We start from the raw sequence: 24822 nt of genomic DNA, 5'->3' as shown, positions 1-24822 counted from the left end.
CATGTCACAAAAAAGATCTAGAAAATATCCATCCAAGTCGTCGAATCATTCCAGTAAGTCCGCTAACGTCAAGGGTAACCCGTTGGGCGAAGTCAGGATTATAGGCGGCGATTTACGCGGGCGTAAATTACCGGTTTTAAACGCCGAAGGGCTTCGTCCAACCTCTGACAGAGTACGGGAAACGCTGTTTAATTGGTTACAGTTCGAGATACCAGGAGCCAATTGTTTGGATGTGTTTTCCGGTTCGGGCGCCTTATCTTTCGAGGCGTTGTCGCGTGGTGCCAAACATGCGACTTTACTTGAGTTGGATTCAGCCAATGCCAAGCAACTTAAGCAGAATCTGCAACAGCTTAAATTAGACAATGCCCAAGTTGAACAGGTCGATAGTCTGCAGTGGCTGGCGCAACCGGCGAACAGCCATTACGATGTGGTGTTTCTAGACCCGCCATTTCATAAAAACTTTATGCAGAATTCAGTCGATCTGTTGTTCAAAAACGGCTATGTAAATAACCAGGCCTGGTTATATTTAGAGCAAGAAAAACAGCTTGATTGGCCGGTTTTGCCAGATGGCTGGGAGTGCCATCGAGAGAAAAGCACCTCGCAAGTTCGATTCGGTCTATTTAAATATAAAGAATAGCCATTGGTTCATCGAGCACAATACATCATGGGTTATTGACGAATCAATTGTCCATGGTCGTTCAGTTACATTCAATTTCAGTTTGTTTTCAAAATAAGTAGACATAACCCTTTTATAAGTATTATTGATTTGTATATTTTTTGGTGGCTCTTAGAATAGCCGTTTTTAATTTTAAACAAATAGGATATTTATGAAGCGTATTGCGTTAGTTTCGGCTCTTTCTTTGGCATTGGTAGGTAATGTTTTTGCAGACTCTCATGAAGGACATGAGCACGTTGTCCATTGGGGTTATACGGGTGAAGCCGGGCCTTCTCATTGGGGTGATTTGAAGAAGGAATATGGCACCTGTAAAACAGGTCAGCAACAGTCGCCTATCAACATCACGGCAGCAAAAGACATTGAGCAACATGCCATCAAATTTGATTATCACACCTCTACTATGAACATCGTGAATAATGGTCATACGGTACAGAACAACTTTGCAAAAGGCAGTTCAATCACCTTAGATGGTAAAACGTTCAACTTGCTGCAAGTACACTTCCACACGCCTTCAGAAAACCACTTAGAAGGCCAGTCTTATCCAATGGAAGCTCACTTTGTGCATAAGAGTGACGACGGCAAGTTGGCTGTTGTGGCGGTGTTGATTAAAGAAGGCGCAAACAATGCTTTCTTACAGAAGATTGTGGATAACATGCCTCACCATGAAGCCGCGGCTAAAGATGTAGCGGGTGTCGAGATGAATGGCGCCGATTTTGTTCCTGCTGAAAATGGTTACTACGCTTTTATGGGGTCTTTAACAACTCCACCATGTTCGGAAGGTGTACAGTGGTTAATGATGAAGTCACAAGCGGAAGCTTCAAAAGCGCAAATCGCGGCTTTGCATGAAGTCATGCATACCAACAACCGTCCAATTCAAGCGACAAACGGTCGTGAAATCGTCGAATAATTTCTAGTAGAAATAAGACTTGAATGGAAAACCAGCCTATGTGCTGGTTTTTTTATGTTTGTTCTTAACGTAGAATGGCGCACATACTTAAATTAAATAACCATTGCTAGATTCGCCGATGAGTTGATAAGCGATGCAAAAGGAAACTTATGTCTATTACTGCGGTTTATCCAGGGACTTTCGACCCCATCACCAGTGGACACTATGATTTAATCGAACGTGCTGCGCGGTTTTATGACCGTTTAGTGATTGCCGTAGCGGATAACCGTAATAAAAACTCACTGTTCACCTTAGAAGAAAGAGTGGCGTTGGCCAAAGCGGTTACCGCCGATTTGCCGAATGTGGAAATCATCGGGTTCAGCGGGTTGTTGGTTGATTTTGTAAAAGAGATTAACGGACATGTCCTGTTGCGAGGTTTACGTGCGGTATCGGATTTCGAGTATGAGTTTCAGCTCGCTTCGATGAATCGAAAATTGGCTCCAGAAGTCGAAACCATGTTCATGACACCGGCGGAGCAATATGCATTCATCTCTTCCAGTCTGGTACGTGAAATCTCGGCGTTAGGTGGCGATGTTTCAGAGTTTGTCCACCCTGTAGTGGGTGAAGCCTTGAAACAGAAACAAGGCCTCTAAGCGTTCAATAAATCTCTCCATTAGCGTCAATAGGCTTTAACAGGCGTTAACGGCGGTTAATGGTTTCCAAGGTATAGGGGATTTGAATCTGTGTGCCGTCTTTTTGGTGAATCATCAAGGTGACTTGCCACAGCATTTTCTGATTCGTGCAGAAGGCGAGCATCGAGGTGCCGATATAACGATCGGCGCTGGCTTGAGTCAGGGTGACACGGTTGTAACCCATATACATATTGATTCCTGAGATATCGAGTTCAATTTTCTGTACGTCTAGATTTGTAACATCCACCTCAATCCCAAGAGGTCGGGCGATAGGGATAGGGTGCGGGCTGATTTTTAAGGTAATCGTCGAGTCACCCATTTTGGCGGTACAGCTTTCAGTATGTAAATCACAGGTTTTGGGGGTTGGCCATTGGTTGACAGAGCTTTGTTCGGATTGCGAACAACCTTGCAATAAAAGCCCGGTAACTAAAAGAGAAAATAATAAGGTGAGTGTTTGAGTTTTCATTATCTTTATCTTTGTTATTTTGCTGAAAGGGGATTATCTACTGTTTTGTTTTTACGAATCCATTTACCCTCTTGCTGAATCATTTCATATTTTGCCCATTGAGCAAATTCATTTCGGGTAACACAGTCGCTACGTTTCTTTTCTTGACCGGCAATTTGTCTAAAAATCACAAAGTCGTTGTTTGGGTTGTTGTCGGCGGATTCATCAATAATCTGACGCATGCTCCAATCTTTGCCGATTTGTCCATTACTATAAACCTTACCTAGCTCAATGTCATAGCCCTTAAGCTCGTTTTTGCCGGCATTTTGCTGAATCAGTTCGAAAATACGTCGTAATTCGTTCTCATTGATATCCACAAAACTGTCGATCTGTTTTAACGCCGCTAAAAAATCTTCGTGCGAGATTGACTCTTGATCGGGTATTTTTGAGGTTGATTGGCTTTGCTTCTGCAATGATTGCGGGTAACGTCGCCAGTGAAACAACGCATTGAACAGGACGGCAATCATCAATATGCTGATGATATTAAGCAGCACCGGGGTGAGTAGAAACTGGTAACCCATTTGGTGAATCGTTTCGCCGCCTACCACGGCGGTTAATGCGGTGGCACCGCCTGGCGGGTGAATGCAGTTCAAATAGTACATCACACCAATGGTTAAGCCTACGGCACTGCTTGCTGCAAGCAAAGGGTCTTGAATCAACAGCGCACAGCTCACACCGATGAACGCGGCAAATAGATGGCCGCCAAACACCGGCCAAGGTTGTGAAAGAGGGCCGTTCGGCACGGCAAACAGCAATACCGCAGAAGCACCCATCGAGGCGATAATTCCCCAGCCAGCCTGCAAACCCAAAAAGTGCTCGCTTATCAGCATCACCGTAAAAATAGCAAGAAACCCTCCAAGCGCGGAGATGATTTTTTCACTGTGACTCACGGGTAAGGTGAATTGAGCCAGAAACGTTTTGATGGATGGCAAGCGTGTTTTCATGGGTTTACAGAACATTGAAATAGTTAGGCTATATTTACATCTATTCAATGGGTTGTAAATACCAGGCCTGGTAAAGTCAGAAATACTCAATATTCTAAAATGTATTTTAGAGGCTTTAATGGATTGACATGGAGGCGACTGCCGTTATAATTCGTGCAATATGTAGGTAAGGTAATAACGGTAGTAGGGAAGTAGCGATTTGAGCGATTCACATCCAGAGCAACTTGTGCAGTCTTTTTTGATGGGGTCTAAGCAATCGCGTTCTGGGCAGCGTCGTTTAGAGCTGCTGAATAAGATTGCCGCTTTAGGTTCGTTGTCGGCGGCCGCTAAAGCGTGTGGCATGAGTTATAAAGGCGCATGGCAAGCCATCGAAGCGATGAACTTGGCGGCGCAAGAGAATTTGGTGGTGGCTCAAAAAGGCGGTTCTGGCGGCGGCGGTATGGCGTTGACGCCCGCTGGTCATGCGTTATTGGCCGCTTACCAATTATTTAACGAGCAGATGCAACACTGGATGCGAGAACTTGAAGATATCTCACCAGGCGTGTTAAGTCAGCTGGAAATCATGAGAAAGGTGTCGATGAAAACCAGTGCAAGAAACCTGTTTCATGGTTCGGTAACCGCCATTAAAACCGGTCCGGTAAACTGTGAGGTAATCTTGGCCATAGGCGATGATAGGGAAGTTGTGGCGCAGATTACACCAGATAGTTTGGAGCGTTTAGGGCTAGAAATAGGCTCTGACGCTTACGCTTTGATCAAGGCCAGTTGGGTAATCTTAAGTGAAGACATTCAGGGTAAATTCAAAACCAGCGCACGTAATGTTTTTTGTGGAGAAATTCTTGCCATTGAAGAGGGGGCGGTAAATAGCGATGTCACTTTCGAAATTGGCGGAGGGCAAAAGATGTCTGCGGTGGTCACCAATCAAAGTGTGCAGAGTTTGCAATTGGCTGTGGGGGAGCGTTGTTGCGCCTTAATCAAGGCCAGCCATGTTTTATTGGCCATTGCCGACTGAATAAATCAATAGAATCAATGAACGGGCACTTGAGTGCCTATATTTTTACGCTACGATATGTAGTTAACTTTATATAGGAAAAATCATGTTAGTAAAGAAAATCAGCTTAGGTATGGTATTGATAACAACCTTGTTCAGCAGCTCGATTGCTTCGGCTCAAGAGACGGTACGTATTGCGGTGGCTTCCAATTTTTTAGCCACTTTAAAGGCGTTATCCAAAGACTTTACTGAAGAAACCGGTATCAGGGTGGATATCTCCAATGGCGCCACCGGCATGTTGTACGCGCAAATTCAAAAAGGCGCGCCTTATGACCTGTTTTTTGCGGCGGATGCGAAGCGCCCGCAAATGTTGGAAGAGGAGGGCTTGACTGAACCGGGCAGCCGTTTTACCTATGTCACCGGCAAGTTGGTTGTTTGGTCGCCTGATGCGCAAAAAGTCTCGCCCGATTTAACCAAATTCAATCCGAATAACCCGCGTTTACATTTTGTGGCGATAGCCAATCCAAAAACCGCTCCTTATGGAGAAGCGGCAGTGGCTACTTTAAAACACTACGGGGTTTACGATGCGTTAAAATCGCAAAACAAAATCGCGTTAGGTGAAAATATCGGCAAAACCTATCACTATGTAGTGAGCCACAATGCCCAACTTGGTCTGGTGGCAAAATCCTATGTTTCTAACCCAGAAAAGCCGGTTGGTGGTGAATATTTTGAGATTCCAAGCAACTTGTATCCTAAGTTGGTTCAACAAGCGGTGGTGATCAAAGGCAAGAAAACGCCGGCAACCCAAGCGTTTTTGAAGTTCTTCAAGTCAGAAAAAGCGCGTAAACGCATTGAAGCTTACGGTTATGGATTAGGCGATTAGCTAGGATTAGAGCTATTTAACAGGCTTTATTTTCAAAAAACACATTGAACGTCATAGCGTTCACAGCTCAAATTAGGAAAAAGATGTTAGAAGGTATCGATTTACAACCCCTATGGATTACCTTGCAGGTGGCGTTTTATACCACGGTGTTATTGATTGTGCTGGGCACACCGTTAGCTTTGTGGCTGGCAAGAGTGCAAGGCATGAAAAAAGCGGTATTTGAAGCGATGGTGGCTTTGCCATTGGTCTTACCACCCACCGTATTAGGTTTTTATCTATTGGTGACCATTGGCCCAGGCGGGCCGATTGGTGAGTTGTGGGCCTCATTCGGGTTTGCGCCTTTGACCTTCTCGATGGCGGGTTTGGTCATCGGTTCGTTCCTATACTCTTTGCCATTTGCCATCCAGCCGCTCATGCATGGTTTTGAACAGCTTGGCTCACGCCCGAATGAGGTCGCGGCTACTTTAGGCGCAGGACCGATCGATCGTTTTTTTAGCGTGATGTTACCTTTAACACGTCGTCATTATTTAGTGGCAGCTACCTTGGCGTTTGCCCATACCGTTGGTGAGTTTGGGGTGATATTGATGATTGGCGGTAATATTCCTGGCGTGACACAAGTGGCTTCCATTGCGATTTACGACCACGTTGATGCGCTGGAATACACTCAAGCGCATGTGCTGTCGGCTATCATGTTGGTGATGAGTTTAGTGGTGTTGACCATTGTTTATGGGGTGAACCGTCGTATGGAGGTGAAAATCGGATGAGTAAGGTAATGAAAAAACCTCTATTACAAACTTCTTTATTGCATGGACAGCTCCAGCTAAAACGCGGTGATTTTACCCTCGATACCGGAAGTTTTGAAATTCCTGCCAGCGGCGTGACTGCGATTTTTGGTCACTCGGGAAGTGGTAAAACCACTTTCTTACGTTGTTTAGCCGGCTTTGAAAGCCAGGCAACAGGCCAGGTGATTTTTTCTGACCAGGCCTGGTTACATAACGGAAAATCATTGGCCATTCACAAGCGTGGTTTGGGTTATGTGTTTCAAGAGGCGAGCCTATTTGCCCACTTGAATGTTGAAGATAACTTACGTTACGGTTTAAAACGTGCTAAAAACCCGCGATTTATTGAATTTACCCAAGTGGTTGAGTGGCTGGGATTAAGTCATCTTTTAGGCCGTAACGTGACCACCTTGTCTGGCGGTGAACGCCAACGTGTCGCGATTGGCCGTACCTTATTATCACAACCTAAAATATTGATGTTGGATGAGCCGATGGCCGCTTTGGATCTGTTTGCCAAACGTGCGATTATGCCGTATTTGGAGCGATTGCGTGATGAATTGGATATTCCTATTTTGTATATTTCGCATTCTCCGGAAGAGGTTGAACGTTTGGCCGATACGGTCATCTTTATGCACAACGGTAAAATCGCCTCGATTGAACCGATTGAACAGGCTTTAAATCGTGAAGATACACCGCTCTATCAAGGCTCGGAACCGCGCTCGGTGTTATCCGCAGAAGTGGTGGAACTTTTTGAAGAGGAGGGTTTGGCACGTTTGAAAGTGGGTGAGGCAGAGTTGTATGTACCAGCCAGTGACGCTTTGGCCGACTCTGGTTTGAATGAGTTGGGTTCCAACGTGCGGGTGGTCATCTCTGCCAAACAGGTCAGTTTAATGGCTGAAAAACCCCAGCAAACCTCGATGTTGAACCACTTGCCGGTGACCATCGAGGCGATTGAGGAGCATAACGATTACAGCTATTTAATTCGTTTAAGAGTGAAAAGCGAGCCTTGGCCGTTGATTGCACAAATTACCAAACGTTCGTTGAAAACGTTGGATCTACAAGTCAACCAGGCCTGGGTGGCGGCGATTAAATCGGTTTCTATTCTGAATTAGATAAACAAGATCTCCCTCAACTTAATTAGGCCAAAGGGCTTGCTATAATTTTTTCGATTATGCCGATTGTTTATGCTAATTTTTAAAAAACTCCCAGGCCTGGTAAGTTGAGTTTTTTTGCTTAATTAAAAGGTTTTTTACAGCCATTTGATATTGAAAGTCTCATTGATTGCCGAAAGTATCAAAACCGGTAAAGCCCCCACCAAAAAGGCCAGGCCTAAATGCTCTGCTCTTAATGGCATGGTACCTAATAGTAAGTTTCCAAATGGTGTATAAACCATCATGATGGATAATAGTCCTGAAACGGCTACCGCGATTAAGAGGTGACGATTACTGAATGGATTACGATGATAGATATTGGTGATGGTTCGGCTGTCAAACACCTGAACGAGTTGCCCGAAAATCAGCGTCATAAAAGCCAGAGTTTGAGCGTAGGGTTGTTCAAGCCCAAGGTTAATGGCATAGAGAAACATTCCATAGGTAACGCCTCCCATAATCAAGCCACGAATTAAAATTGTTTGACCTAATTGTCCCGCAAAGAAACTCTCGTTTTTATCGCGTGGCAGACGTTTCATCACATTGTCTTCAGCTCCGTCTACACCTAAAGCCAGTGATGGTAGTCCATCACTAATAAGGTTAATCCATAGAATCATGAGGGGGGCAAGAGTCAATAAGGGTTCATCACTAATTAAAATAAAGGCAAATAATAGTGCAGATACTTCACCAACATTGGTGGTTAAGTCTTGGCGAATGAATTTACGGATATTGTCATAGATTCGTCGGCCTTCTTTAACCGCCTCAACAATAGTGGTGAAGTTGTCGTCCAATAAAATTAAGTCGGCTGACTCTTTAGAGACCCCTGTGCCGGTAATCCCCATGGCAACCCCCATGTCCGCCGTACGTAATGCCGGCGCATCGTTAACTCCATCACCCGTCATTGCCACTACATGATTGTGTTTTTGTAGTGCTTGCACAATGCGCAATTTATGCTCAGGTGTGACACGAGCAAACACGGAGATGTTTTCGACCTCTTCAAACAGTGCTTCATCCGACATTTGATTTAGTGTTTTTCCTTCTAGTACCCGTGCATTTTCATCTGTGATAATACCCATTTTTAACGCAATAGCTTTGGCGGTAATGGCATGATCACCGGTAATCATTGCGACTTTAATGCCTGCAGAGTGGCATGCGTCTATCGCTTTAATGGCTTCTGAACGTGGTGGGTCAATAATGCCATATATACCTGCTAACGTCAGATTGGTTTCCAGTTCTTCATGGGATTGTTGTAAATCGCTTGGTTGGAGTTTTCGATAACCGATTGCTAAAGTTCTTAAAGCTTGGTTGGCAAAATTTTCAACTACGGCTTCAACTTTTGGTTTATCAGTCAACATATCCCCTAAGCTATCATGTAACTGCACCGCTTCACTATTTTCAATCATTACATCTGGAGCGCCTTTCACAATCAACCAGTATTGATTTTGTTTATCTTCAACGATAACACTCATCATTTTTCGTTTTGAATCAAATGGAAAATTGACTACTTCAGTGTACTGCTCTAAAGCGGCTTCTTTTGTCATGCCCGTTTTTGCGGCGGCCACCAATATAGCACCTTCTGTAGGAGAGCCAATAATGGAGTGGCTACCATCTTTTTTAATATGTTCAGCTTCATTACACAATACGGATAAAGTCACCATATGTTCGAGGTGGCGAATGTCTTTATGTGAAATAGGGGAGAGGTTATGGTCTAAGAACTGTCCAATAGGTTCATAGCCTTGACCTTCAAGGTGAAAGTAGAGTCCGCCGGTCCATAGTTGTGTGACTTGCATTTTATTTTGTGTGAGCGTACCGGTTTTATCTGTACAGATAATAGAGGTAGAGCCCAAGGTTTCCACGGAGGCTAGATGGCGAACCAAGCCCTTATTTTGCATCATCCGTGTTGCCCCTAGGGTTAAAACAATGGTTAATATGGTCATTAAACCTTCAGGTGTGGCGGCAACGGCTAAAGAGATTCCTGTCGTCATCAATACCGACCAGCTCATACCATGCATTAGACCGATGCTAACCACAATCATTACCACGATTAATGCGGCTAGAATTAATACTTTAGATAGGCGATGAACGCGTTGCTGTAGAGGGGTTAGATTGGTACTGGCAATCTGCATTAAATGAGCGATTTTACCAACTTCGGTTTGCATCCCTGTGCCAACCACAATACCAAAACCTTGACCCTCGGTAACTGCGGTACTCATAAACGCCATATTGAGTTGGTCTGTTATCGGTAAGTTGTCTTGTAGAATGGCTAATGTGTGTTTACCAACAGGTTCAGATTCGCCGGTTAAAGCGGATTCATCAATTTTAAGTTGTTGGGTTTCAATGAGTCTGAGATCGGCTGGTACAATGCTACCGGCATCCAAGCGTACGATATCCCCCGGTACCAATTCGCTAGCGGCTATGGTCTGCCACTGTTTGTTACGTAAAGCAATGGTTTTAGGTGCGGCCATTTGTCTGAGTGCATCAATGGATTTTTGTGCTCTATATTCTTGAACAAAGCTGATGATGGCGTTCAGTAAAATGATAATGGTTATGGCAATCGTATCGATATAGTGTGAGGTAATAAAAGATAAAAACGCACCAAACATCAGAATGATGAGTAGTGGGTTTTTAAATTGCAGAATAAACCTCCACAGAGGAGGAATAGACTTCTGAGCAATGATTTGGTTTAGCCCAAACTGATTTCTAACTTTGATGATTTGTTCATCGTCTAAGCCGTTTTGGGCGTTACTCCCCAGTGAGTCGATAACGTGTTGTGACTCTTCTTTAAACCAATCCATGCTGAATCCTAAGGTTTGCAAGCTACATGAAGTTTAGAATAACATGGTTCAAGTTTTTTGACACTTAGGGCAAAAGTAACTGGCGCGTTGATTAAGGATTATGCGCTCAATCGGTGTGCCGCAAACTGGGCAGGGTTTGCCTGCCTGGTCATAGACATTGAGTTTTTGCACAAAATACCCTGGCTTGCCATCGGGCGACATAAAATCCTTAAGAGTGGTTCCGCCTTGTTCAATGGCGGCTTCTAGGACTTTTTTAATGTTGTTAACTAATAATTCACACTGTTTTTCAGTGAGTTTACTGGCCATGGTTTGGGGGTGGATTTTGCTCATGAACAACGATTCATTGGCGTAGATGTTTCCCGCTCCTACCGCGACCGCACTGTTCATTACCAAGCTTTTTATCGCTACTTTACGATTACGGGTTTTCTCATAGAAGTATTGACCGTTGAACTCGTCCGATAAAGGTTCTGGCGCGAGTTTGGCGAGCAGTTTGTGTTGTTCGACAGAGCCTTCATTTGCAGAATGCCATAATACTGAACCGAAACGACGTGGGTCGTTTAATCGAACCAAATAACCGTTTTCTAACACGATGTCCACATGGTCATGTTTGAGAGCGGGCGTATTTTCCGGCAAAACTCTAAGGTTGCCAGACATGCCCAAATGAATAAGTAGGGTGCCCAGTTCGGTTTTGAGTAATAAATACTTGCCTCTTCTATTTATAGACTGAATGACCAGGCCTGGCAGTTTTTGTTTGAGGGTTAAATCGATCGGCCAACGTAAACTCGCGTTACGTACAATAAACGCTTTTATGACTTGCTGGTTGGCTTTTGGGGTAATCCCTTTTCGGGTGGTTTCCACTTCGGGTAATTCAGGCATATCGGTTCTGTCGTTACGGGTTTTAAAAGGGCTTGCCAAACCATTGTAGTTCGGTTTGCCATGAAAAGTGTCATTGTAAATAAATATGGCATTAAAAACGTCAGAAATCTGTCAAAAATGATTGAATGCATTCGGCATAGAATTTGTTTCGTATTTATATAAAACAATCGCTTAGCGGTCTGAAAACTTAATTTCAGTTAGATTTGGCCGATATAGAAGTTAACATTACACGGTAAGTCAACCACGTCAGAAAGTTGTGGTGAATATTGAAAAACATTTGGGAGAATAGAATGAATACCTCTAATTACATCGTAGAGTTCAATGGCTACGATTACATCGTGCTTTTTGGCGGCAGGGTGATTGCCGCTTTTGCAAACTCTGAAGCGGCTTATGATGCTAAACGCAGTTTCGAAGATAGGCCTGCTCTACAAGATTTTGATAAGACTCCACCTGCTATGCGTTTGGCAAAAGCTTTATATCATGGTGAACGCGTTTTATAAATCAATATACAAAATCGTGATTTAACTTGTTTACAGACAAGTATTTTTTATGCTGTTCAGCTATGAATTCCAGCTAAACTTTTCTATACTGAATCAATTATTTCTTTTATGAGTCTTGTGAATGAAACCTTCCTATTTGTTTTCGATGAAATTATCAATAATTTTATTCATAGGGTGGTTAGTGTTTGCTAGTTCGGTACATGCTAGTGAATCTCAATCTACAAGCGTTTCTACCGTTTCATCCTCTTCAAAATCAACTCAATCGTTAACCCATGTAAAGGTGCAAATTAACTGGAATCATCAATTCCAATTCGCCGGCTTTTACGCGGCAATTAAGCAAGGGTATTATCAGCAAGCGGGTTTGGATGTGAACATGGTCAGCTGGAAGCCAGGTGTAAATGTTGCCGATGAAGTGGTTTCCGGACGTGCCGATTTTGGGGTAGGTAAGGGCACTATGATTGTCGACTATGCCAAAGGCAAGCCGCTCTCTTTAATCATGGCCTCTTTTCAGTTTTCCCCTTTGGTGTTATTGGCCCATGAAACTGTAACCGATTTAGCCCAGCTTTCCGAAAAAACGGTTATGCATGATGGCGGCTTTCAAGTGGAAAGCTTGCTGAACAAAGCCAGTCCCGAAGTCAAGAAGTTGATTCATACGGTCACCTCTTCAGGCAACCTGCAGGATTTTATTGATGGTAAAGTTGATTATTATGCGGCTTATGCAACCAATGAACCCTATAGATTAAAACAAATGGGGGTACCGTTTTATATCTTGGACCCCAAGTCTTATGGCGTTCAGAGTTATGGGGATTTTGTGGTTACCTCAAAAAAAATAGCCAGTTTACAACCAGGCCTGGTTAAAGCTTTTAAAGAGGCGAGCATAAAAGGTTGGCAGTATGCGATAATCCATCAACAAGAAACGGTTGACTTTATTTTAGAAAACTACCCGGTTGTCAAATCTCGGGATGCCTTGTTGGCGGAAGCCAAGGTGACCAGCCAATATGTGCAAACGGGAAATGTGCCTATTGGTAATATAGACCCGCTTAAACTGTTAGCGAGTGCTGCCACCGCAAAAGAGTTGGGGATGATCACTCCGGCCGAATTTGAGGCATTAAACACTCAAGATTTTATCTTTGATGACAGTAAAAGCTTTTTCACTGAAGAAGAGTTGGCTTATTTAAAAAGCCACCCGGTCATTACATTAGCGAGTGATAGTGATTGGGCTCCATTTGAGTTCAATGATTCAGAGAAAGGTTATAGCGGAATATCCGCCGATTATTTTAAGCTGTTTGAAAGAAAGCTCGGGGTTCGTTTCCAAGCGGTTTTTTCAGACTCTTGGGATAAAGTTGCTGAGATGACCAAAAATGGTGAATTGGATATTTATTCGTGCGCGGTGGCTACACCAGAGCGTAAAGAGTATATGAATTTCACCAAACCCTATTTGTCTTTTCCTATGGCTTTGGCAAGTGGCGACACAATCAAATTCGCTAATGAATATAAACAACTGGCTGGCTTTACAATCGCCGTTGTTAAGGGGTATTGGTCACATGAGTTGCTTAAAACACAGTATCCAGAGGTCAAACTTTTAGAAGTGACTAATGTGGTTGAAGGTTTAAATGCCGTGGTTGATGGTCGGGCGGACGGCTATTTAGGCAATTTGGCGGTCATTAACTATACTCAGCACAAATATGGCTTAGAAGGCTTACGTATTGTCGGGCAGTTTGCCGAGCGTTTCGAGCTTGCCATCGGTGTGCAAAAGAGTAACCCGGTTTTACTTAGTATCATTCAAAAAACACTCGATTCGGTCACCCAGGAACAACGTGACGCCATTTTTAACCGTTGGGTACGTTTGGAATTGGTTACAGAATTGAATAATAAACAGTTGCTACAAATTTTTATTCCTGTTTTTCTGATTGTGTTCGGTTTACTTTCCTTAGTGTTTGTTTATGCCTATCAAAAACGCCAACAAAAATCTTATATTACTCAAATCCATGAACTTTCCTATGCGACTGAGATTGATTTAAAAACCAAAAAAGTCATTTGGAGTAGCAAGTCCTTTGCCCGTCTTTCAGGTTACTCACAAGATGAATTGGTGGGTATGCCTTATCTCAATCTATCCTGGAAAGGTTTGGATGATGAGGAGGTTCAAACGATTTATAAAAGGTTATTGCAAGGCTACTCATGGAGTGGTGAGATGCGCGCCAAAACCAAAAATGGTGGTTCCTATTGGATTGAATTAACCTTAACACCCAACAAAAATCTATTTGGCCACGTCACGACTGTATTGGCGACAAGGGTGAACATTACCGACAAAAAACGTGTGGAACAACTTTCCGTAACGGACGAGTTAACTGGCCTATTCAATCGCCGTCATTACAATGAAGTGATTGAGTTCGAAATTCGTCGTGCAAAACGTGAGCAACGTTCATTATGTGTCGCGATGTTGGATATCGACTATTTTAAATTGGTAAATGACTCCTATGGGCACCCTCATGGCGACAAAGTATTGAAGGATGTAGCCAAACAGCTAACGTTAAGTTTTCATCGAGCCAGTGACTTTGTGTTTAGAGTAGGGGGTGAGGAGTTTTTAGCTATCAGTTCATTTGAAAGCGAGGCTAAGTTCATTGAGCATCTAGAGCTACTGCGCCAGCAGATTGAACAGCTTAATATTGAGAACAAGCATGCACCGTTAAAGGTGGTTACCATTTCAATTGGTGGACTCTACCTTGCGGCAGACCAAGAGATGAATTCGGAGGAAATCTTCAAGTCGGTGGATAGAATGTTGTATGCCGCTAAACAGCAGGGACGCAACAGGATAGAGATGTTTACCTTTGCCGAGGTGTCCTAACGCTTGGTTAGCATATAACCGCTAAGGTTTATGCTTATGCACTGGTGGGGTTACCAGTATGTTTATACGTTGGTGAAGGTCGGTCTTGTATTGTTCGAGTGAATTTTAGGCATAAAAAAACCCGGTCTTTTGAACCGGGTTGGCTTCAAATCTATCTGGGTAAGACTTATTTGATTTTTGCTTCTTTGAACAAGACGTGTTTACGAACTACTGGATCGTATTTCTTGATCTCGAATTTTCCAGCCATGTTCTTTTTATTCTTATCCGTAGTATAAAAATAAGCAGACTCTGTAGACTGTAATTTAATTTTATCGCGCATGGTTAGTCTCCTTAGACCTTCTCACCACGTGAACGCATCTCTGCGATCACAGCGTCAATTCCGTTTTTGTCGATGATACGCATACCAGCTGCAGTAACGCGTAATTTAACAAAACGACTTTCAGCTTCAGACCAAAAACGATGCGTGTGCAAGTTTGGTAAGAAACGACGACGAGTTTTACGGTGAGAGTGAGAAACATTGTTACCTACGACAGGGCGTTTCCCTGTAACTTGGCATACTTTAGACATTTCACAATCCTTCTAAAAACAGTTTGAAACCTAAGTAGATTTCAAATAAATAAAAATATTCGAATATTTCTATATTTCAAAACGTTATGTGGGTAACGTTAAAAATAAGAAGCGGAATTATCCACAAAAGCCAAGCTAATTGCAAGTTATTACTGACTTTATTTTATGAAAAGTTCAAAACGGCTTGTTTCTTAACGGTTAAATTTACTCGTTGTGTGTGATTGGCGATTCAATCCCGGTTTTTTCATTAATTGGCACAATATCCCAGCTAGATGTTATGGGTTTTATGTGAGGGTCTCTTCCGTAAACGTAACTCTGTTCATCGACAATGACCTTATAGGCCTTATTAAGCTCTAATGCGCGTTTCGCTGATGGTAATAATAGATGACTGATATCCTTATGTAGTATTTCGATTTGCGATTGTTTAAGCTTTCCGTGTTCATCAAAAAACTTAACAATCACTTCTTCATTATTTCTAAATTCATTAGCGGAATGATTTTGTAATAAATATTCGGTATATTGCCAGGTGCCGTTTTTATATTGAGGTTCGGGTATTCCGTGTAAACTTTTTTGTGTCCAGTGATTCCATCCGAATGAGTTATCCGTACCGCTAATTTTTCTAGCAAAGGAAAAACTGCTATCGGTGGTCGCTCCAATTCCTGAGTGACATCCAATGCAATATAACGTCTCTTCATAACTTTGCGGGCGAAGCTCTCCCTTTTTATCTTCAATAAATCCTTGGTAAGCCCAGCCTAAGCCATTTAGCATGCCTGCTTCTGGGTTACCTTGAATGCGGCGTAAACGTTCAGGAAAGTCTCTAAGTTCTTTGACTTCTGAAACGGCCGCATTATTTAACTGGCTGTAGGTATTCCAGTTCGTTTTTATTCCGTAACGAAGTTCTTTAAAACGGTTAGCGATTTTAGGATTACCTTGTTGATCGATATCGATATAACGAACTGAGTGTAAAAACTCAGTCCCAACGGGGTATAGCCCGGCCGCAAGATGAATTTTTTGTTGTTCTTGGTGCGTTTTGGCTTGACCGACATAAGACATGAACTTCCCTTCTTTAGGAGCCCATCGATAAACAATCTGATTACTGATATCGATTATGCCATTACGGTTTAAATCTACGTTGTACTGGCTTTCATCAGTGGGCGGGATAGCCACATCTTTACGTTGAATGATAGATTCGAGAATCGCTAAATTTATCTTGTACACTTCTAGGTTGAAATGGCCGTTTTCATCCTGACGAAAGGGGGCTGATAAACGAATAAGAACATCGTTTGTACTTCCGTTTGTCGGCCAAAAGGTGCCATAAAATGGAGTGTAGATGAAAGCTCGCCAACCTGTGAGTTCTCCATTAGGTTTTCGGTCGAAGCCTTGATTGTCGAAATTGTAGTAACAATCAGGCGTATAACCGTTCCATTTGTTATCGCCATTAACATCCCAAATTTTTGGCACCTTAGCCATTTTTTTAGCCAAAATTACTTGATTGCTGTCATTAAAATAGTTTGACTCACGCACATACTTTAAGATGGATTGGTTGCTGATTTGTGAAACTTGCTGGCTTCTATCTTTAAATATATTTTGCCAAGGATTTTTGCGGGTCGTTTCCCTAAAGCTATACTCTAGCTGTAAATCAACATCGTTAATAAAGTTGGGTTTTTGCGGTGTAGTGTGACAACTGAAACAGGGGTTATGAACCTTGCCTAGTTCTGATTTTGTCTTGGTGTAGCATTGCGCAGGAATATAGGCGGAAGCGGTATTGATAATTCGGTTGTTTAACAATTCAATTTCGGTGATTTGTTCATTGTCAGATGGGGTTTGAGGGTCGGAACAGCTAGATAAGATGGTTATGCCTACGGCGACAATTACAGATTTTAAAAGAGAACGGTTAATTGTTGAGGTGCGATGCAACATGCAAGTCAATCCTTAATGAATCAAAAGTGATTTAACAAAATTACATGCCTTTTTAAAAAGGCATGTAATTTTGTTAAATGACCTTTTTGGGTTTAGTCATTTAAGCACTATGAATAAATGTAAAAAGCCTCTTTCAAAAAGAAAGAGGCTTTGAGTGATAAAGAGAGCCGAGTCTCTTGTGTTCTTGATTTACTTCAGTTTAGAGAAATCAAAAGGTCCGATATAACCCGCTTCAGATTTGGTTTCCACACCAGCAGGGCGAACGTAACTACCACTTACTTCACCGAAAGGATGCTGAACCGTCATCGTTAGGTAGCCTGTACCATTGATATCTTTATGCCAGAATGGAGAAGTCGTTTCTGAACCATGTGGTCCAGTAAAGATTCTTTCCATAGTGCCATTTTTGATGTTATAAGCCCAAGCCATATCATTTGGGTGAGCACTCGTGTCTTCACCAATAACAAGGATGTCACTGTCTTTAAGGAACGTTACGTTATCAGGGCTAGCGATACCATCTACATCACAAGTATTTCCCTCTAGAGGTGTACCTGTGTAATCAGTTGGTTTTCCTGCAATTAACCCTTTCATGCTGTATGCCGCATAGTTTGTTCCAATCATTTGGTTGGTAGCCACATCTAATGCATAAACACCACCACAACCGTTAGAAGCAACATCAATATCTCCGGCACCATCCGTCATAGAGCTACCTACATTCGACATGGCGATATAAAGCTTGTTGTCACGTTCATTGAATGTGATACCTTCTTCTTTTTTGAACTCAGTTGTTGCGCCCTTATAAGCGGCCATACGACGGGTTTCCAAGCGAGCTGCCAAAGCTTCATCAGCGGCATCAACAAGGGTATCGCCGTTGATATCTTTAAGTTGTAAACACTCAGCACCATTCGCTGTATCCGTATAAGTAAAACCTACTGTTGGACAAGTCGTTCCAGTGGGTGGTTCGGTTGCGAAAACGTCAGCAAAGGTAATACCGTCATTGGTTGTATAGTCGCTATCTGGATCTAATAGGTTTTTGATTGTCGCGTTATCAGAATGACCTAAATCAATCCACGTGATAACCGCTTCACCTAAACCGCTGTTAGAGGTTTGGTTCCACTTAGCTGCATAGAGTTGACCAGAGCTTAAATCTTCTGCTGTGTCTGCTACAAACATGAATAAGCCAACGTCAGTACCATCGTCAGAAAGATAAACCGTTTTGTTGTCAGGCATGACATAAGCTAATTCATGAGCGAAACGCCCCATTGCATAATGTTTAGCATAGTCAGGGGTTCCATCTACGTTGACTTTAACTTCTGGTGTCCAACCATAATAATAAGGGTTGTTTAAAGCGGCATTTCCCCAGTATTTGTTACTGACTTCATTATAGTAAGTACCGCCAGGTGCAGCAGCGTTTGGTTCATATTCTTCGGAACCTAAATGTGAGTTCCACGGTGTTGTCATACCTGCACAGTGAACCCAGCCACCAAACTCTTCTTTTTGGCTAACAAATTGCAATGTGTTTGCTTTAACGCTTAACTGACCTTCTGCATTTTGCTCTAATTCACTCATATACATCGCACCAGGAGCACACTCGAACTGAGCGACTGAGTAGATTTTTCCATTTTTCTGTAAGAATGAAAAATGATCAAGGCCAGATCCTGTTCCGGTATCGGTACCATTACATAGAACTGGAGAACCGTCTAATTCGGTAATAACCGTATCGGTATAGTCTTTTACAACCCCAAATGTTTCACCATTGTTGGTGTCACCAGTCTTGATAAGAGTGTGGTAGCCGATAGTTTGTGACTCACCTGCAATGGTGACTTCTTCTGTGGCACGAATACTGTTCTTTTCTTCATCAGTAATTGCAGGAGCTATCGCAGTAAAAGATAAGTCTGTTGAATAAGTTGAACCATCGATTCCATTCACGCCATCTTCAGGTGTGCAGCCCATAAGCGTTAATGCAGATACTGAAAGCGCTGTAGCAATAGCGACATTTAAAGTTTTAAGTTTCATTTAATATTCCTAAGTAGTTTCGAATAAGTGTTATTTTCGAGACGAAATTCTAAGGAGGAGTTGTTACAGCGTTATTAACTGAAGATAGAAATTTATTTAAATAAAAATGACATGAAAATAAGGAAACTGAGCAATAGGAGGTATGGATTTATTACTTTTCGTTATTTTATAAGGTATAAGTAATCACTTATGTTTTTATGGGTTGCTGAAAAACTTGGTTTGAGTGAGATTAATATTAAAATTTGATTACATGTTTTTGTCGTTCCAGGTTACTAGCATTATTTTAAAAGGGTTTAAAAAAACACCAGGCCTGGTAGGAATTATTTTGTTGGTTTTTCGCTGCGTGTTAAATGAATCTCTAGAGGCTCCGAAGTATCCAGGTGAACATCTCTTTGTGGGAATGAAACCACAATCTCGGCTTGGTTCAATTTGTCGTTAATGGCATTGCGTAACTCAGACTTAATGCCAATTAAATTTTCTATATCATTACTGAATGCTCTAAGGGTGAGTTCTAATGAATTGTCGCCAAAATTTGTAAAAATAACCGAAGGTTCGGGGTCTTTTAAGACTTCTGGGTTTTCTTGGGCGGCTTGTAAAATCAGCGCCATCGCTTGTTTAACATCGCTACCATAGGCAATGCCTACATTGATTGTCACTCGGTTTATCGGGTCAGACAGTGACCAGTTGATTAGTTGTCCGGTAATGATCTGTTTGTTGGGGATGATGAGTTCTTGTCGATCCCAGTTGACAATGGTCGTGGCACGAATGCGGATTTTTGAGACTTTACCTGTCACGCCATCCACCGTGACGATGTCACCAACTCGGATAGGTTGTTCAAACAACAAGATAATCCCGCTCACGAAGTTGGCCACAATTTCTTGCAGACCAAAACCCAAACCGACTGAAAGGGCTGCAACCAACCACTGAATGTTTGACCACTCAATTCCCAAGGCTCTAAAAATCAGGATAAAACCGATGATGGCGATAATGTATTGAGTTAACGAGCTAATCGCATAACGGGCGGCATTACTGATCGGCAGGTATTTGAGTAGGGTAAACTCTAAAATACCAGGTAGGTTTTTAGCCAATAATAGAGTGACCGCGCCTAAAACCAGGCCTTGAATCAAGTCAGCCAAGGTCAATGGAACCTGTTGGATGACACCATCCACCATTTGTGACTTCAAAAGAGGCAAGGTGCTGTCGTTGATCAAGTTTAGCGCCAGGAAGATATCGCTCCACAGCAGCCATAAACCGACCGCCAAGGCTAAAAAATAACCTAGGTTAACCGTTTGTTTGACCTGGTTGTTGAGTTTGTCGTAATTGAGTTCAGGCTCTTCAATGTTGGGCAGTTCGCTACTGGCTTTAGGCGAAGTTTCATTCTCTTGTTGTGCGGCGATTAAAGCCTCTTGTTGTTTGATGCGTTCTTCAAAATGGGCTTTGCGTTCGGATAAATAAATACCTCTGAGCAACAGTTCTCTCAACATGTAGATGATTAATATCAATCCCGCTGTCCAGTTCATGCGCTCCGCCAATACCAGTGACGAGTAGTAGTAGCCAGAAAGGGTGCTCCACGTCAAAAGTATTGGAATCACTAATAGCAGCGGGAACCAGATGAAATGCAGTTGTACCCAGCTATGTCTCTGAGCTTGATTATTCGCCATGCGCATAATGTCACTGTTTGGTGACCATAAACGATAAAACAGAATGAACAGTCCCGCCATCAAGGCAATAAAACCGAGACGTCCAATTAATTGTCGATTGGATGGGCCGACCGAATCGGTGTTCAAACCAATGATGATAATTAAGATGACCCCTATGGGAATAGCCCATTTCAGTTCGCGATAGATAGACTTAACACTGCTGATGCTCCAGTGAAAATGCTTTTCGGCTAACCCACCAGGCCTGCATACTTGCTGTAACCCGCCTAAAACGAAGATTAATACACCGGCATTCATCAGGCTATTGGTTAAACGCTGGGTGTATTCTGAGGGGGTGTTTAAATCATTGAATAGTGTCGCCGCACCCACTAAAACCAGTGGTAGCAATATGATTAGGGTAAAGGTGAAAAAAGCCGCCTTTAAGGTATAGATTAAAGAGTCGGTGCGAATCGAGATGATTTTAATGGCGCTCTGTTCAAGCTCCTCTTTAATGCGCTTACGCATCGCGGTTAAGGCCATGATTAATATTAACCAAATCACAATATTCGTTTTTTGGTTGCTAATCACATCATTAATATCGGTAAATAAACCATTGTAATTTTCAGGGGCAAAAAACCACTGCAAACTCGCCTTTAAAGCGCTAGGAGAGAACAGGGATTCCACCTCTACATTAGGTAGCCATAACAGATGATTGTTTAAAAACTGGGTGTATTCTTGAACCTGTTGTTGCTGTTTTAAATACACGGAGTTCAATTCAGACAGCTTGCTGATGAATCCAGGGTATAGGCTTTGTAGCTCTTTGGCGGCATCAATGTATTTTTGTTGAAGTTGTAGTGCTTTTTCTTCAAGGTCGGCGGTTTCTTGTTCGGTGAATTGGGTATTTCTTGGCAATAGCGATGCCAACAAGAGTTCTGGTGATTGCTGAGTGGCTTCTCGCAATTTTTCACTGAGGAGGATTTGTGCTAAAACCGCTTGGTTAAGCTGGTCATTAATCTTTAAGGCTTTAGACTTTTGGATATGAATGCTGGAGAGTGTATCCACACGTTTATGCAGCACTTGAGCGACAATGTCGCGAGAGCCTTTCAATTCGACAATTTGTTTATCTCTAGTAAAATCGGCTTGCAAGGAGTTATTGGTATCGATAATGGAATTTATCTGTTGCTGCACCTGATTTTCTTGGCGTGTCAAAGCCGTCTTATTTTTCTGCACCTCAATCAATTTGGCCTGAATGGCGTACAAAGGGCTGTTGGTGTCAACCAAGGTTTTAACGGTTTGCTCCAGTTCACTTTCCGCCAGGGCGGTTTTTTGTCCCTGCACAATCGCTTGCAGATGGTTAACGACTTGCAGTTGCAAGGTCTTGTTGGCCTGCCAGTAATCACGTTCCGCCTGGGCGTTTTTGGTCAAGGCTTCCATGTTGTCCAACTGGAATTGAAGTAAATCGCGTTTGCTATGGAGCAGCATCAACCTTGAGTTGACCACCATATGTTCAACTTGCTGTTTTAAGTCTTGCTGATTACCGGTTGGAGAAAGAGGTTGATTGGTTTTTGAAAGTTTGTTTAAAGCCTCTTCAATGGCGCTTCTTTGTTTGGCGCCATCCGCTGCGAGTAGTTGCAGGTTATTCAGGGCTGAATCCCACTTTAAATAGGTTTGATTGGCTTCATCCAAAGCATTCTCGGCGGTATTGAGAATGCTAGATAGGTTTTCTATTGAGTTACCGGTTTGGGTTAATGTTTGGCTGGTTTTGACTTGCTCTTCGAGTTTTTTAAGAGAGGCTTTGATTTCAATAGTACGTTTATCAATATTGGAGATCTCTTGCTGATGTTGTTGCAACTCCTGTTTAGATTGGGTTGTAGAGTTGATCCAGCTTTGTATTTGATTGACCTGTAAGCCTAGGGTGTTTTTTTCACTATCGGTTAAATTCTCGGATTGGCTGATTGCTTGACTAAGTGATTGTAGGTCGTCGATTGACACCTGTTGTGTGCTTAATTCTTTAGTTTGCTCTGATTTTGCTGCAATCGCACTGGTTAGTTGAAAAAGGGTGAAAAGTAATGCAACGATTATTTTTTTTAACATACCCATGTTTGTTGGCCGCATACAGTTAACCTTTTATAGATACTTAGTAGACATTTTCTTAAAACGAATAGCCCGTCCATCTTACCAGTAATTGCTCTTTATTCGTTTTGCTATTTTTCTACTATCTTGATTTAGGTCATCTATTTATCGTTTTTCTATTTAAATAATCCTTTCGGGTGAAGAGCTTTTACTGCATACAAAAGTTTTATAAAACTCTACTATATTGAGTGTTGTATTCTCCTTGTATAAAGTTGTATTGTTTAAGTGAAATTACTAGTTATAAGGGGTTGAAAGATGAATAGGCTAAAAACACTCAAAATAAAACGACATCTAGGTATTTGGGGGGTGGTACTGTTACCAATATTTTTAGTGGGATGTTTTGAATCTTCGTCCTCTGAACAGATTTCTGATAGTGGTATCTATTTTCCGATTGATAGTGTGGATTATAGTGCAGTGACTTTAGATCCTGCAGCTACAAACTTACCTGCTGGAGCTCGTTTATTGGCATCGCAATGTGCACAGTGCCATGGTACTTATGGTGTGGCTGTGGCAAATTGGCCTGATTTATATGGTTCTGGTGCAGTGGGTACAGCAATGACCGATTACCAAGACCTTTCATATGTAGACAATATGATGCATCTTCATGCGCTTGCATATACCGAAGCTGAGGTAGACCTGTTAAAAAGCTACTATTCTAAAGTCAATTACACACCAGCAGGAGGGCAGTGATCATGAGTAAATCAACGGTTCAATTAGAAATTAGTCAAGCTATTTGGTCACGTCGTCAATTACTCAAATCGGGCGTTGGATTGTTAGCAGGGTTATCAGGACTAACAAGCTTAAGGGCTTTTGCTGATGTACCGCACATTGTTGTGGTTGGTGGTGGTTTTGGCGGTGCTACTGCGGCTAAATATTTAAAAATTTGGGGTAAAGACACGGTAAATGTGACTTTGATTGAACCTAATGATAAGTTTAGTTCGCCCATACTGAGCGGCATGGTGGTGACTAGTCAATTAGAGGTTGAGAAATTAGATTTTGGTTACAGTCGTTTAACAGGTATTCATGGTGTAAATCTTGTTAAAGATCGTGTAACAGCGGTTGATTCAGCTGGAAAAACCGTAACGTTATCGGATGGTGTGAGTACCATCAGTTATGATCGTTTGATTCTTGCGCCTGGAATTGATTTTATTGATGTTCCGGGTTGGGATAAAACTAAATTACCTCACGCTTGGAGTGGAAGAGAGCAACTGGTTACTTTACAACAGCAGTTGGCAGATTTTCCGGTGGGTGGAACTTTGGTAATTAAAGTACCAAAACTTCCTTATCGTTGTCCTCCAGGGCCTTATGAACGAGCGAGTACCGTAGCCGATTATTTACGCGTTAATAATAAAAAAGCTAATGTTATTGTGTTAGATGCTCAGCCGGAAATTTCAATCGAAGCGGACATGTTTCATGCACTTTATACCGAATTTGGAGTGGAGTACCGTCCAAATATAGAGGTGATTAGTGTCAATTCTGGTGATGCAGAAGGTAATGGTCGATCTGTTACTTTTAGCCAGTCGGGAGGCCCTTTTGAGATTATTGAAGCGGATGTGATTAACTTAATTGCAGATCATAAAGCAGGTTCCATTATTTTTGATGCAGGGTTGAATGTTGATAATTGGGCACCGATTAACCCATTAACTTATGAATCAACCGTTGCAGGTAAAGAAAATATCTATATTTTAGGGGATTCTCAAGCTACTACCCAAGTTAAAGGTGGTCAAGCAGCCAATGCTCAAGCCAAAATTTGCGTAGATGCTATCTTAAGAACCATGGCGGGAGATTTACCTTATGCTACACCTATAACAACTGTTGGTTGTTCGGCGCCAGTCACCCAAAGCAAAATTAATTGGGCAGGGAAAGCTTGGCGTTTTAATTCGGGTACGGGTTTGATGGAAGTTAGTGCTGGTAATGCTGCACCAGAACCTAGTGAGGTGTATTTGCAACCGATGTTAAAATGGGCAAATAATTTATTTGCAGATACCTTTGGTTAGGCTCTAAAGCTTATCATGCCTGGTAACTTAAATTGTTT

The 24822-nt window shown here is 42.3% G+C and carries 20 protein-coding genes; 11 read left to right on the top strand and 9 right to left on the bottom strand.

What is annotated here, in order from left to right:
- Window position 1: 1 nt before the first annotated feature.
- The 3 genes from rsmD (at window position 2) to coaD (ending at window position 2215) form a co-directional block, all read left to right on the top strand.
- Entirely contained in the window at window positions 2-637 is a 636-nt protein-coding gene (gene rsmD, locus L6421_RS10145; protein ID WP_237261681.1) for a 16S rRNA (guanine(966)-N(2))-methyltransferase RsmD, read from the top strand.
- A 190-nt stretch (window positions 638-827) separates the two neighbouring features.
- Complete coding sequence (locus tag L6421_RS10140) at window positions 828-1583, top strand: carbonic anhydrase (RefSeq protein ID WP_237261680.1); 756 nt, start codon at window positions 828-830, stop codon at window positions 1581-1583.
- 149 nt (window positions 1584-1732) lie between these two features.
- Window positions 1733-2215, top strand: a complete 483-nt coding sequence (coaD, locus tag L6421_RS10135; RefSeq protein ID WP_237261679.1) for a pantetheine-phosphate adenylyltransferase — start codon at window positions 1733-1735, stop codon at window positions 2213-2215.
- Between the two features lie 46 nt (window positions 2216-2261).
- On the opposite strand, the gene L6421_RS10130 is transcribed toward coaD, so the two are convergent.
- Together L6421_RS10130 and L6421_RS10125 are read right to left on the bottom strand one after the other, a co-directional pair.
- Window positions 2262-2720: a hypothetical protein gene (locus tag L6421_RS10130; protein WP_237261678.1), complete on the bottom strand. Its 459-nt coding sequence runs from the start codon at window positions 2718-2720 to the stop codon at window positions 2262-2264.
- Between the two features lie 14 nt (window positions 2721-2734).
- Window positions 2735-3703 carry an HPP family protein gene (locus L6421_RS10125; protein WP_237261677.1) on the bottom strand — a complete coding sequence of 323 codons (969 nt, stop codon included), beginning with the start codon at window positions 3701-3703 and terminating at the stop codon, window positions 2735-2737.
- Window positions 3704-3902: 199 nt separating this feature from the next.
- Here L6421_RS10125 and L6421_RS10120 point away from each other — a divergent pair, with 199 nt between their 5' ends.
- From L6421_RS10120 to modC, 4 genes are all read left to right on the top strand, one after another.
- Entirely contained in the window at window positions 3903-4712 is an 810-nt protein-coding gene (locus L6421_RS10120; protein WP_237261676.1) for a TOBE domain-containing protein, read from the top strand.
- An 85-nt stretch (window positions 4713-4797) separates the two neighbouring features.
- Window positions 4798-5574 carry a molybdate ABC transporter substrate-binding protein gene (modA, locus tag L6421_RS10115; RefSeq protein ID WP_237261675.1) on the top strand — a complete coding sequence of 259 codons (777 nt, stop codon included), beginning with the start codon at window positions 4798-4800 and terminating at the stop codon, window positions 5572-5574.
- Between the two features lie 83 nt (window positions 5575-5657).
- Window positions 5658-6338: a molybdate ABC transporter permease subunit gene (gene modB / locus L6421_RS10110; protein ID WP_237261674.1), complete on the top strand. Its 681-nt coding sequence runs from the start codon at window positions 5658-5660 to the stop codon at window positions 6336-6338.
- On the top strand, window positions 6335-7465 hold the full coding sequence (modC, locus tag L6421_RS10105; RefSeq protein WP_237261673.1) for a molybdenum ABC transporter ATP-binding protein: 1131 nt from the start codon (window positions 6335-6337) through the stop codon (window positions 7463-7465). Before modB ends, modC begins: the two co-directional genes overlap by 4 nt.
- A gap of 137 nt (window positions 7466-7602) precedes the next feature.
- On the opposite strand, the gene L6421_RS10100 is transcribed toward modC, so the two are convergent.
- Together L6421_RS10100 and mutM are read right to left on the bottom strand one after the other, a co-directional pair.
- Window positions 7603-10296 (bottom strand): cation-translocating P-type ATPase, encoded by a 2694-nt coding sequence (locus L6421_RS10100; protein WP_237261672.1) that lies wholly within the window; start codon window positions 10294-10296, stop codon window positions 7603-7605.
- Window positions 10297-10344: 48 nt separating this feature from the next.
- Window positions 10345-11211 carry a bifunctional DNA-formamidopyrimidine glycosylase/DNA-(apurinic or apyrimidinic site) lyase gene (mutM, locus tag L6421_RS10095; RefSeq protein WP_311195279.1) on the bottom strand — a complete coding sequence of 289 codons (867 nt, stop codon included), beginning with the start codon at window positions 11209-11211 and terminating at the stop codon, window positions 10345-10347.
- A gap of 251 nt (window positions 11212-11462) precedes the next feature.
- Here mutM and L6421_RS10090 point away from each other — a divergent pair, with 251 nt between their 5' ends.
- Complete coding sequence (locus L6421_RS10090) at window positions 11463-11672, top strand: hypothetical protein (RefSeq protein ID WP_237261671.1); 210 nt, start codon at window positions 11463-11465, stop codon at window positions 11670-11672.
- A gap of 181 nt (window positions 11673-11853) precedes the next feature.
- Window positions 11854-14517: a diguanylate cyclase gene (locus L6421_RS10085; RefSeq protein WP_237261670.1), complete on the top strand. Its 2664-nt coding sequence runs from the start codon at window positions 11854-11856 to the stop codon at window positions 14515-14517.
- A gap of 166 nt (window positions 14518-14683) precedes the next feature.
- On the opposite strand, the gene rpmG is transcribed toward L6421_RS10085, so the two are convergent.
- The 5 genes from rpmG to L6421_RS10060 all read right to left on the bottom strand — a co-directional run bounded on the left by rpmG (window position 14684) and on the right by L6421_RS10060 (window position 22769).
- Window positions 14684-14836, bottom strand: coding sequence for a 50S ribosomal protein L33 (gene rpmG, locus L6421_RS10080; RefSeq protein WP_028485767.1), 153 nt, complete (start codon window positions 14834-14836; stop codon window positions 14684-14686).
- Between the two features lie 11 nt (window positions 14837-14847).
- A complete protein-coding gene (rpmB, locus tag L6421_RS10075; protein WP_237261669.1) occupies window positions 14848-15084 on the bottom strand; it encodes a 50S ribosomal protein L28 in 237 nt (78 codons plus the stop codon).
- Window positions 15085-15288: 204 nt separating this feature from the next.
- The gene (locus L6421_RS10070; protein ID WP_237261668.1) at window positions 15289-17004 is read right to left on the bottom strand and encodes an Aq_1262 family (lipo)protein; all 1716 of its coding nucleotides are present in this window, start codon (window positions 17002-17004) and stop codon (window positions 15289-15291) included.
- Between the two features lie 189 nt (window positions 17005-17193).
- Window positions 17194-19017: a PhoX family protein gene (locus tag L6421_RS10065; protein WP_237261667.1), complete on the bottom strand. Its 1824-nt coding sequence runs from the start codon at window positions 19015-19017 to the stop codon at window positions 17194-17196.
- 320 nt (window positions 19018-19337) lie between these two features.
- Window positions 19338-22769 (bottom strand): mechanosensitive ion channel domain-containing protein, encoded by a 3432-nt coding sequence (locus L6421_RS10060; RefSeq protein ID WP_237261666.1) that lies wholly within the window; start codon window positions 22767-22769, stop codon window positions 19338-19340.
- Between the two features lie 273 nt (window positions 22770-23042).
- On the opposite strand from L6421_RS10060, the gene L6421_RS10055 reads away from it, so the two are divergent.
- Both L6421_RS10055 and L6421_RS10050 read left to right on the top strand, forming a co-directional pair.
- Window positions 23043-23477, top strand: coding sequence for a c-type cytochrome (locus L6421_RS10055; RefSeq protein ID WP_237261665.1), 435 nt, complete (start codon window positions 23043-23045; stop codon window positions 23475-23477).
- A 2-nt stretch (window positions 23478-23479) separates the two neighbouring features.
- On the top strand, window positions 23480-24784 hold the full coding sequence (locus tag L6421_RS10050) for an FAD-dependent oxidoreductase (RefSeq protein ID WP_237261664.1): 1305 nt from the start codon (window positions 23480-23482) through the stop codon (window positions 24782-24784).
- Window positions 24785-24822 lie beyond the last annotated feature (38 nt).

This window comes from Thiomicrorhabdus immobilis, assembly GCF_021654855.1.
Classification (GTDB): Bacteria; Pseudomonadota; Gammaproteobacteria; order Thiomicrospirales; family Thiomicrospiraceae; genus Thiomicrorhabdus; species Thiomicrorhabdus immobilis.
This window is presented reverse-complemented; position numbering and strand designations above follow the sequence as displayed.

Bases quoted from the DNA above. Each gene is read 5' to 3' on its own strand.
- rpmB (WP_237261669.1), bottom strand. From the start codon at position 15,084: ATGTCTAAAGTATGCCAAGTTACAGGGAAACGCCCTGTCGTAGGTAAC.
- modC (WP_237261673.1), top strand. From the start codon at position 6,335: ATGAGTAAGGTAATGAAAAAACCTCTATTACAAACTTCTTTATTGCAT.
- modA (WP_237261675.1), top strand. From the start codon at position 4,798: ATGTTAGTAAAGAAAATCAGCTTAGGTATGGTATTGATAACAACCTTG.
- L6421_RS10055 (WP_237261665.1), top strand. From the start codon at position 23,043: ATGAATAGGCTAAAAACACTCAAAATAAAACGACATCTAGGTATTTGG.
- rsmD (WP_237261681.1), top strand. From the start codon at position 2: ATGTCACAAAAAAGATCTAGAAAATATCCATCCAAGTCGTCGAATCAT.
- L6421_RS10060 (WP_237261666.1), bottom strand. From the start codon at position 22,769: ATGCGGCCAACAAACATGGGTATGTTAAAAAAAATAATCGTTGCATTA.
- L6421_RS10100 (WP_237261672.1), bottom strand. From the start codon at position 10,296: ATGGATTGGTTTAAAGAAGAGTCACAACACGTTATCGACTCACTGGGG.
- L6421_RS10125 (WP_237261677.1), bottom strand. From the start codon at position 3,703: ATGAAAACACGCTTGCCATCCATCAAAACGTTTCTGGCTCAATTCACC.
- L6421_RS10070 (WP_237261668.1), bottom strand. From the start codon at position 17,004: ATGTTGCATCGCACCTCAACAATTAACCGTTCTCTTTTAAAATCTGTA.
- L6421_RS10065 (WP_237261667.1), bottom strand. From the start codon at position 19,017: ATGAAACTTAAAACTTTAAATGTCGCTATTGCTACAGCGCTTTCAGTA.
- coaD (WP_237261679.1), top strand. From the start codon at position 1,733: ATGTCTATTACTGCGGTTTATCCAGGGACTTTCGACCCCATCACCAGT.
- L6421_RS10050 (WP_237261664.1), top strand. From the start codon at position 23,480: ATGAGTAAATCAACGGTTCAATTAGAAATTAGTCAAGCTATTTGGTCA.
- L6421_RS10130 (WP_237261678.1), bottom strand. From the start codon at position 2,720: ATGAAAACTCAAACACTCACCTTATTATTTTCTCTTTTAGTTACCGGG.
- rpmG (WP_028485767.1), bottom strand. From the start codon at position 14,836: ATGCGCGATAAAATTAAATTACAGTCTACAGAGTCTGCTTATTTTTAT.
- modB (WP_237261674.1), top strand. From the start codon at position 5,658: ATGTTAGAAGGTATCGATTTACAACCCCTATGGATTACCTTGCAGGTG.
- L6421_RS10090 (WP_237261671.1), top strand. From the start codon at position 11,463: ATGAATACCTCTAATTACATCGTAGAGTTCAATGGCTACGATTACATC.
- L6421_RS10140 (WP_237261680.1), top strand. From the start codon at position 828: ATGAAGCGTATTGCGTTAGTTTCGGCTCTTTCTTTGGCATTGGTAGGT.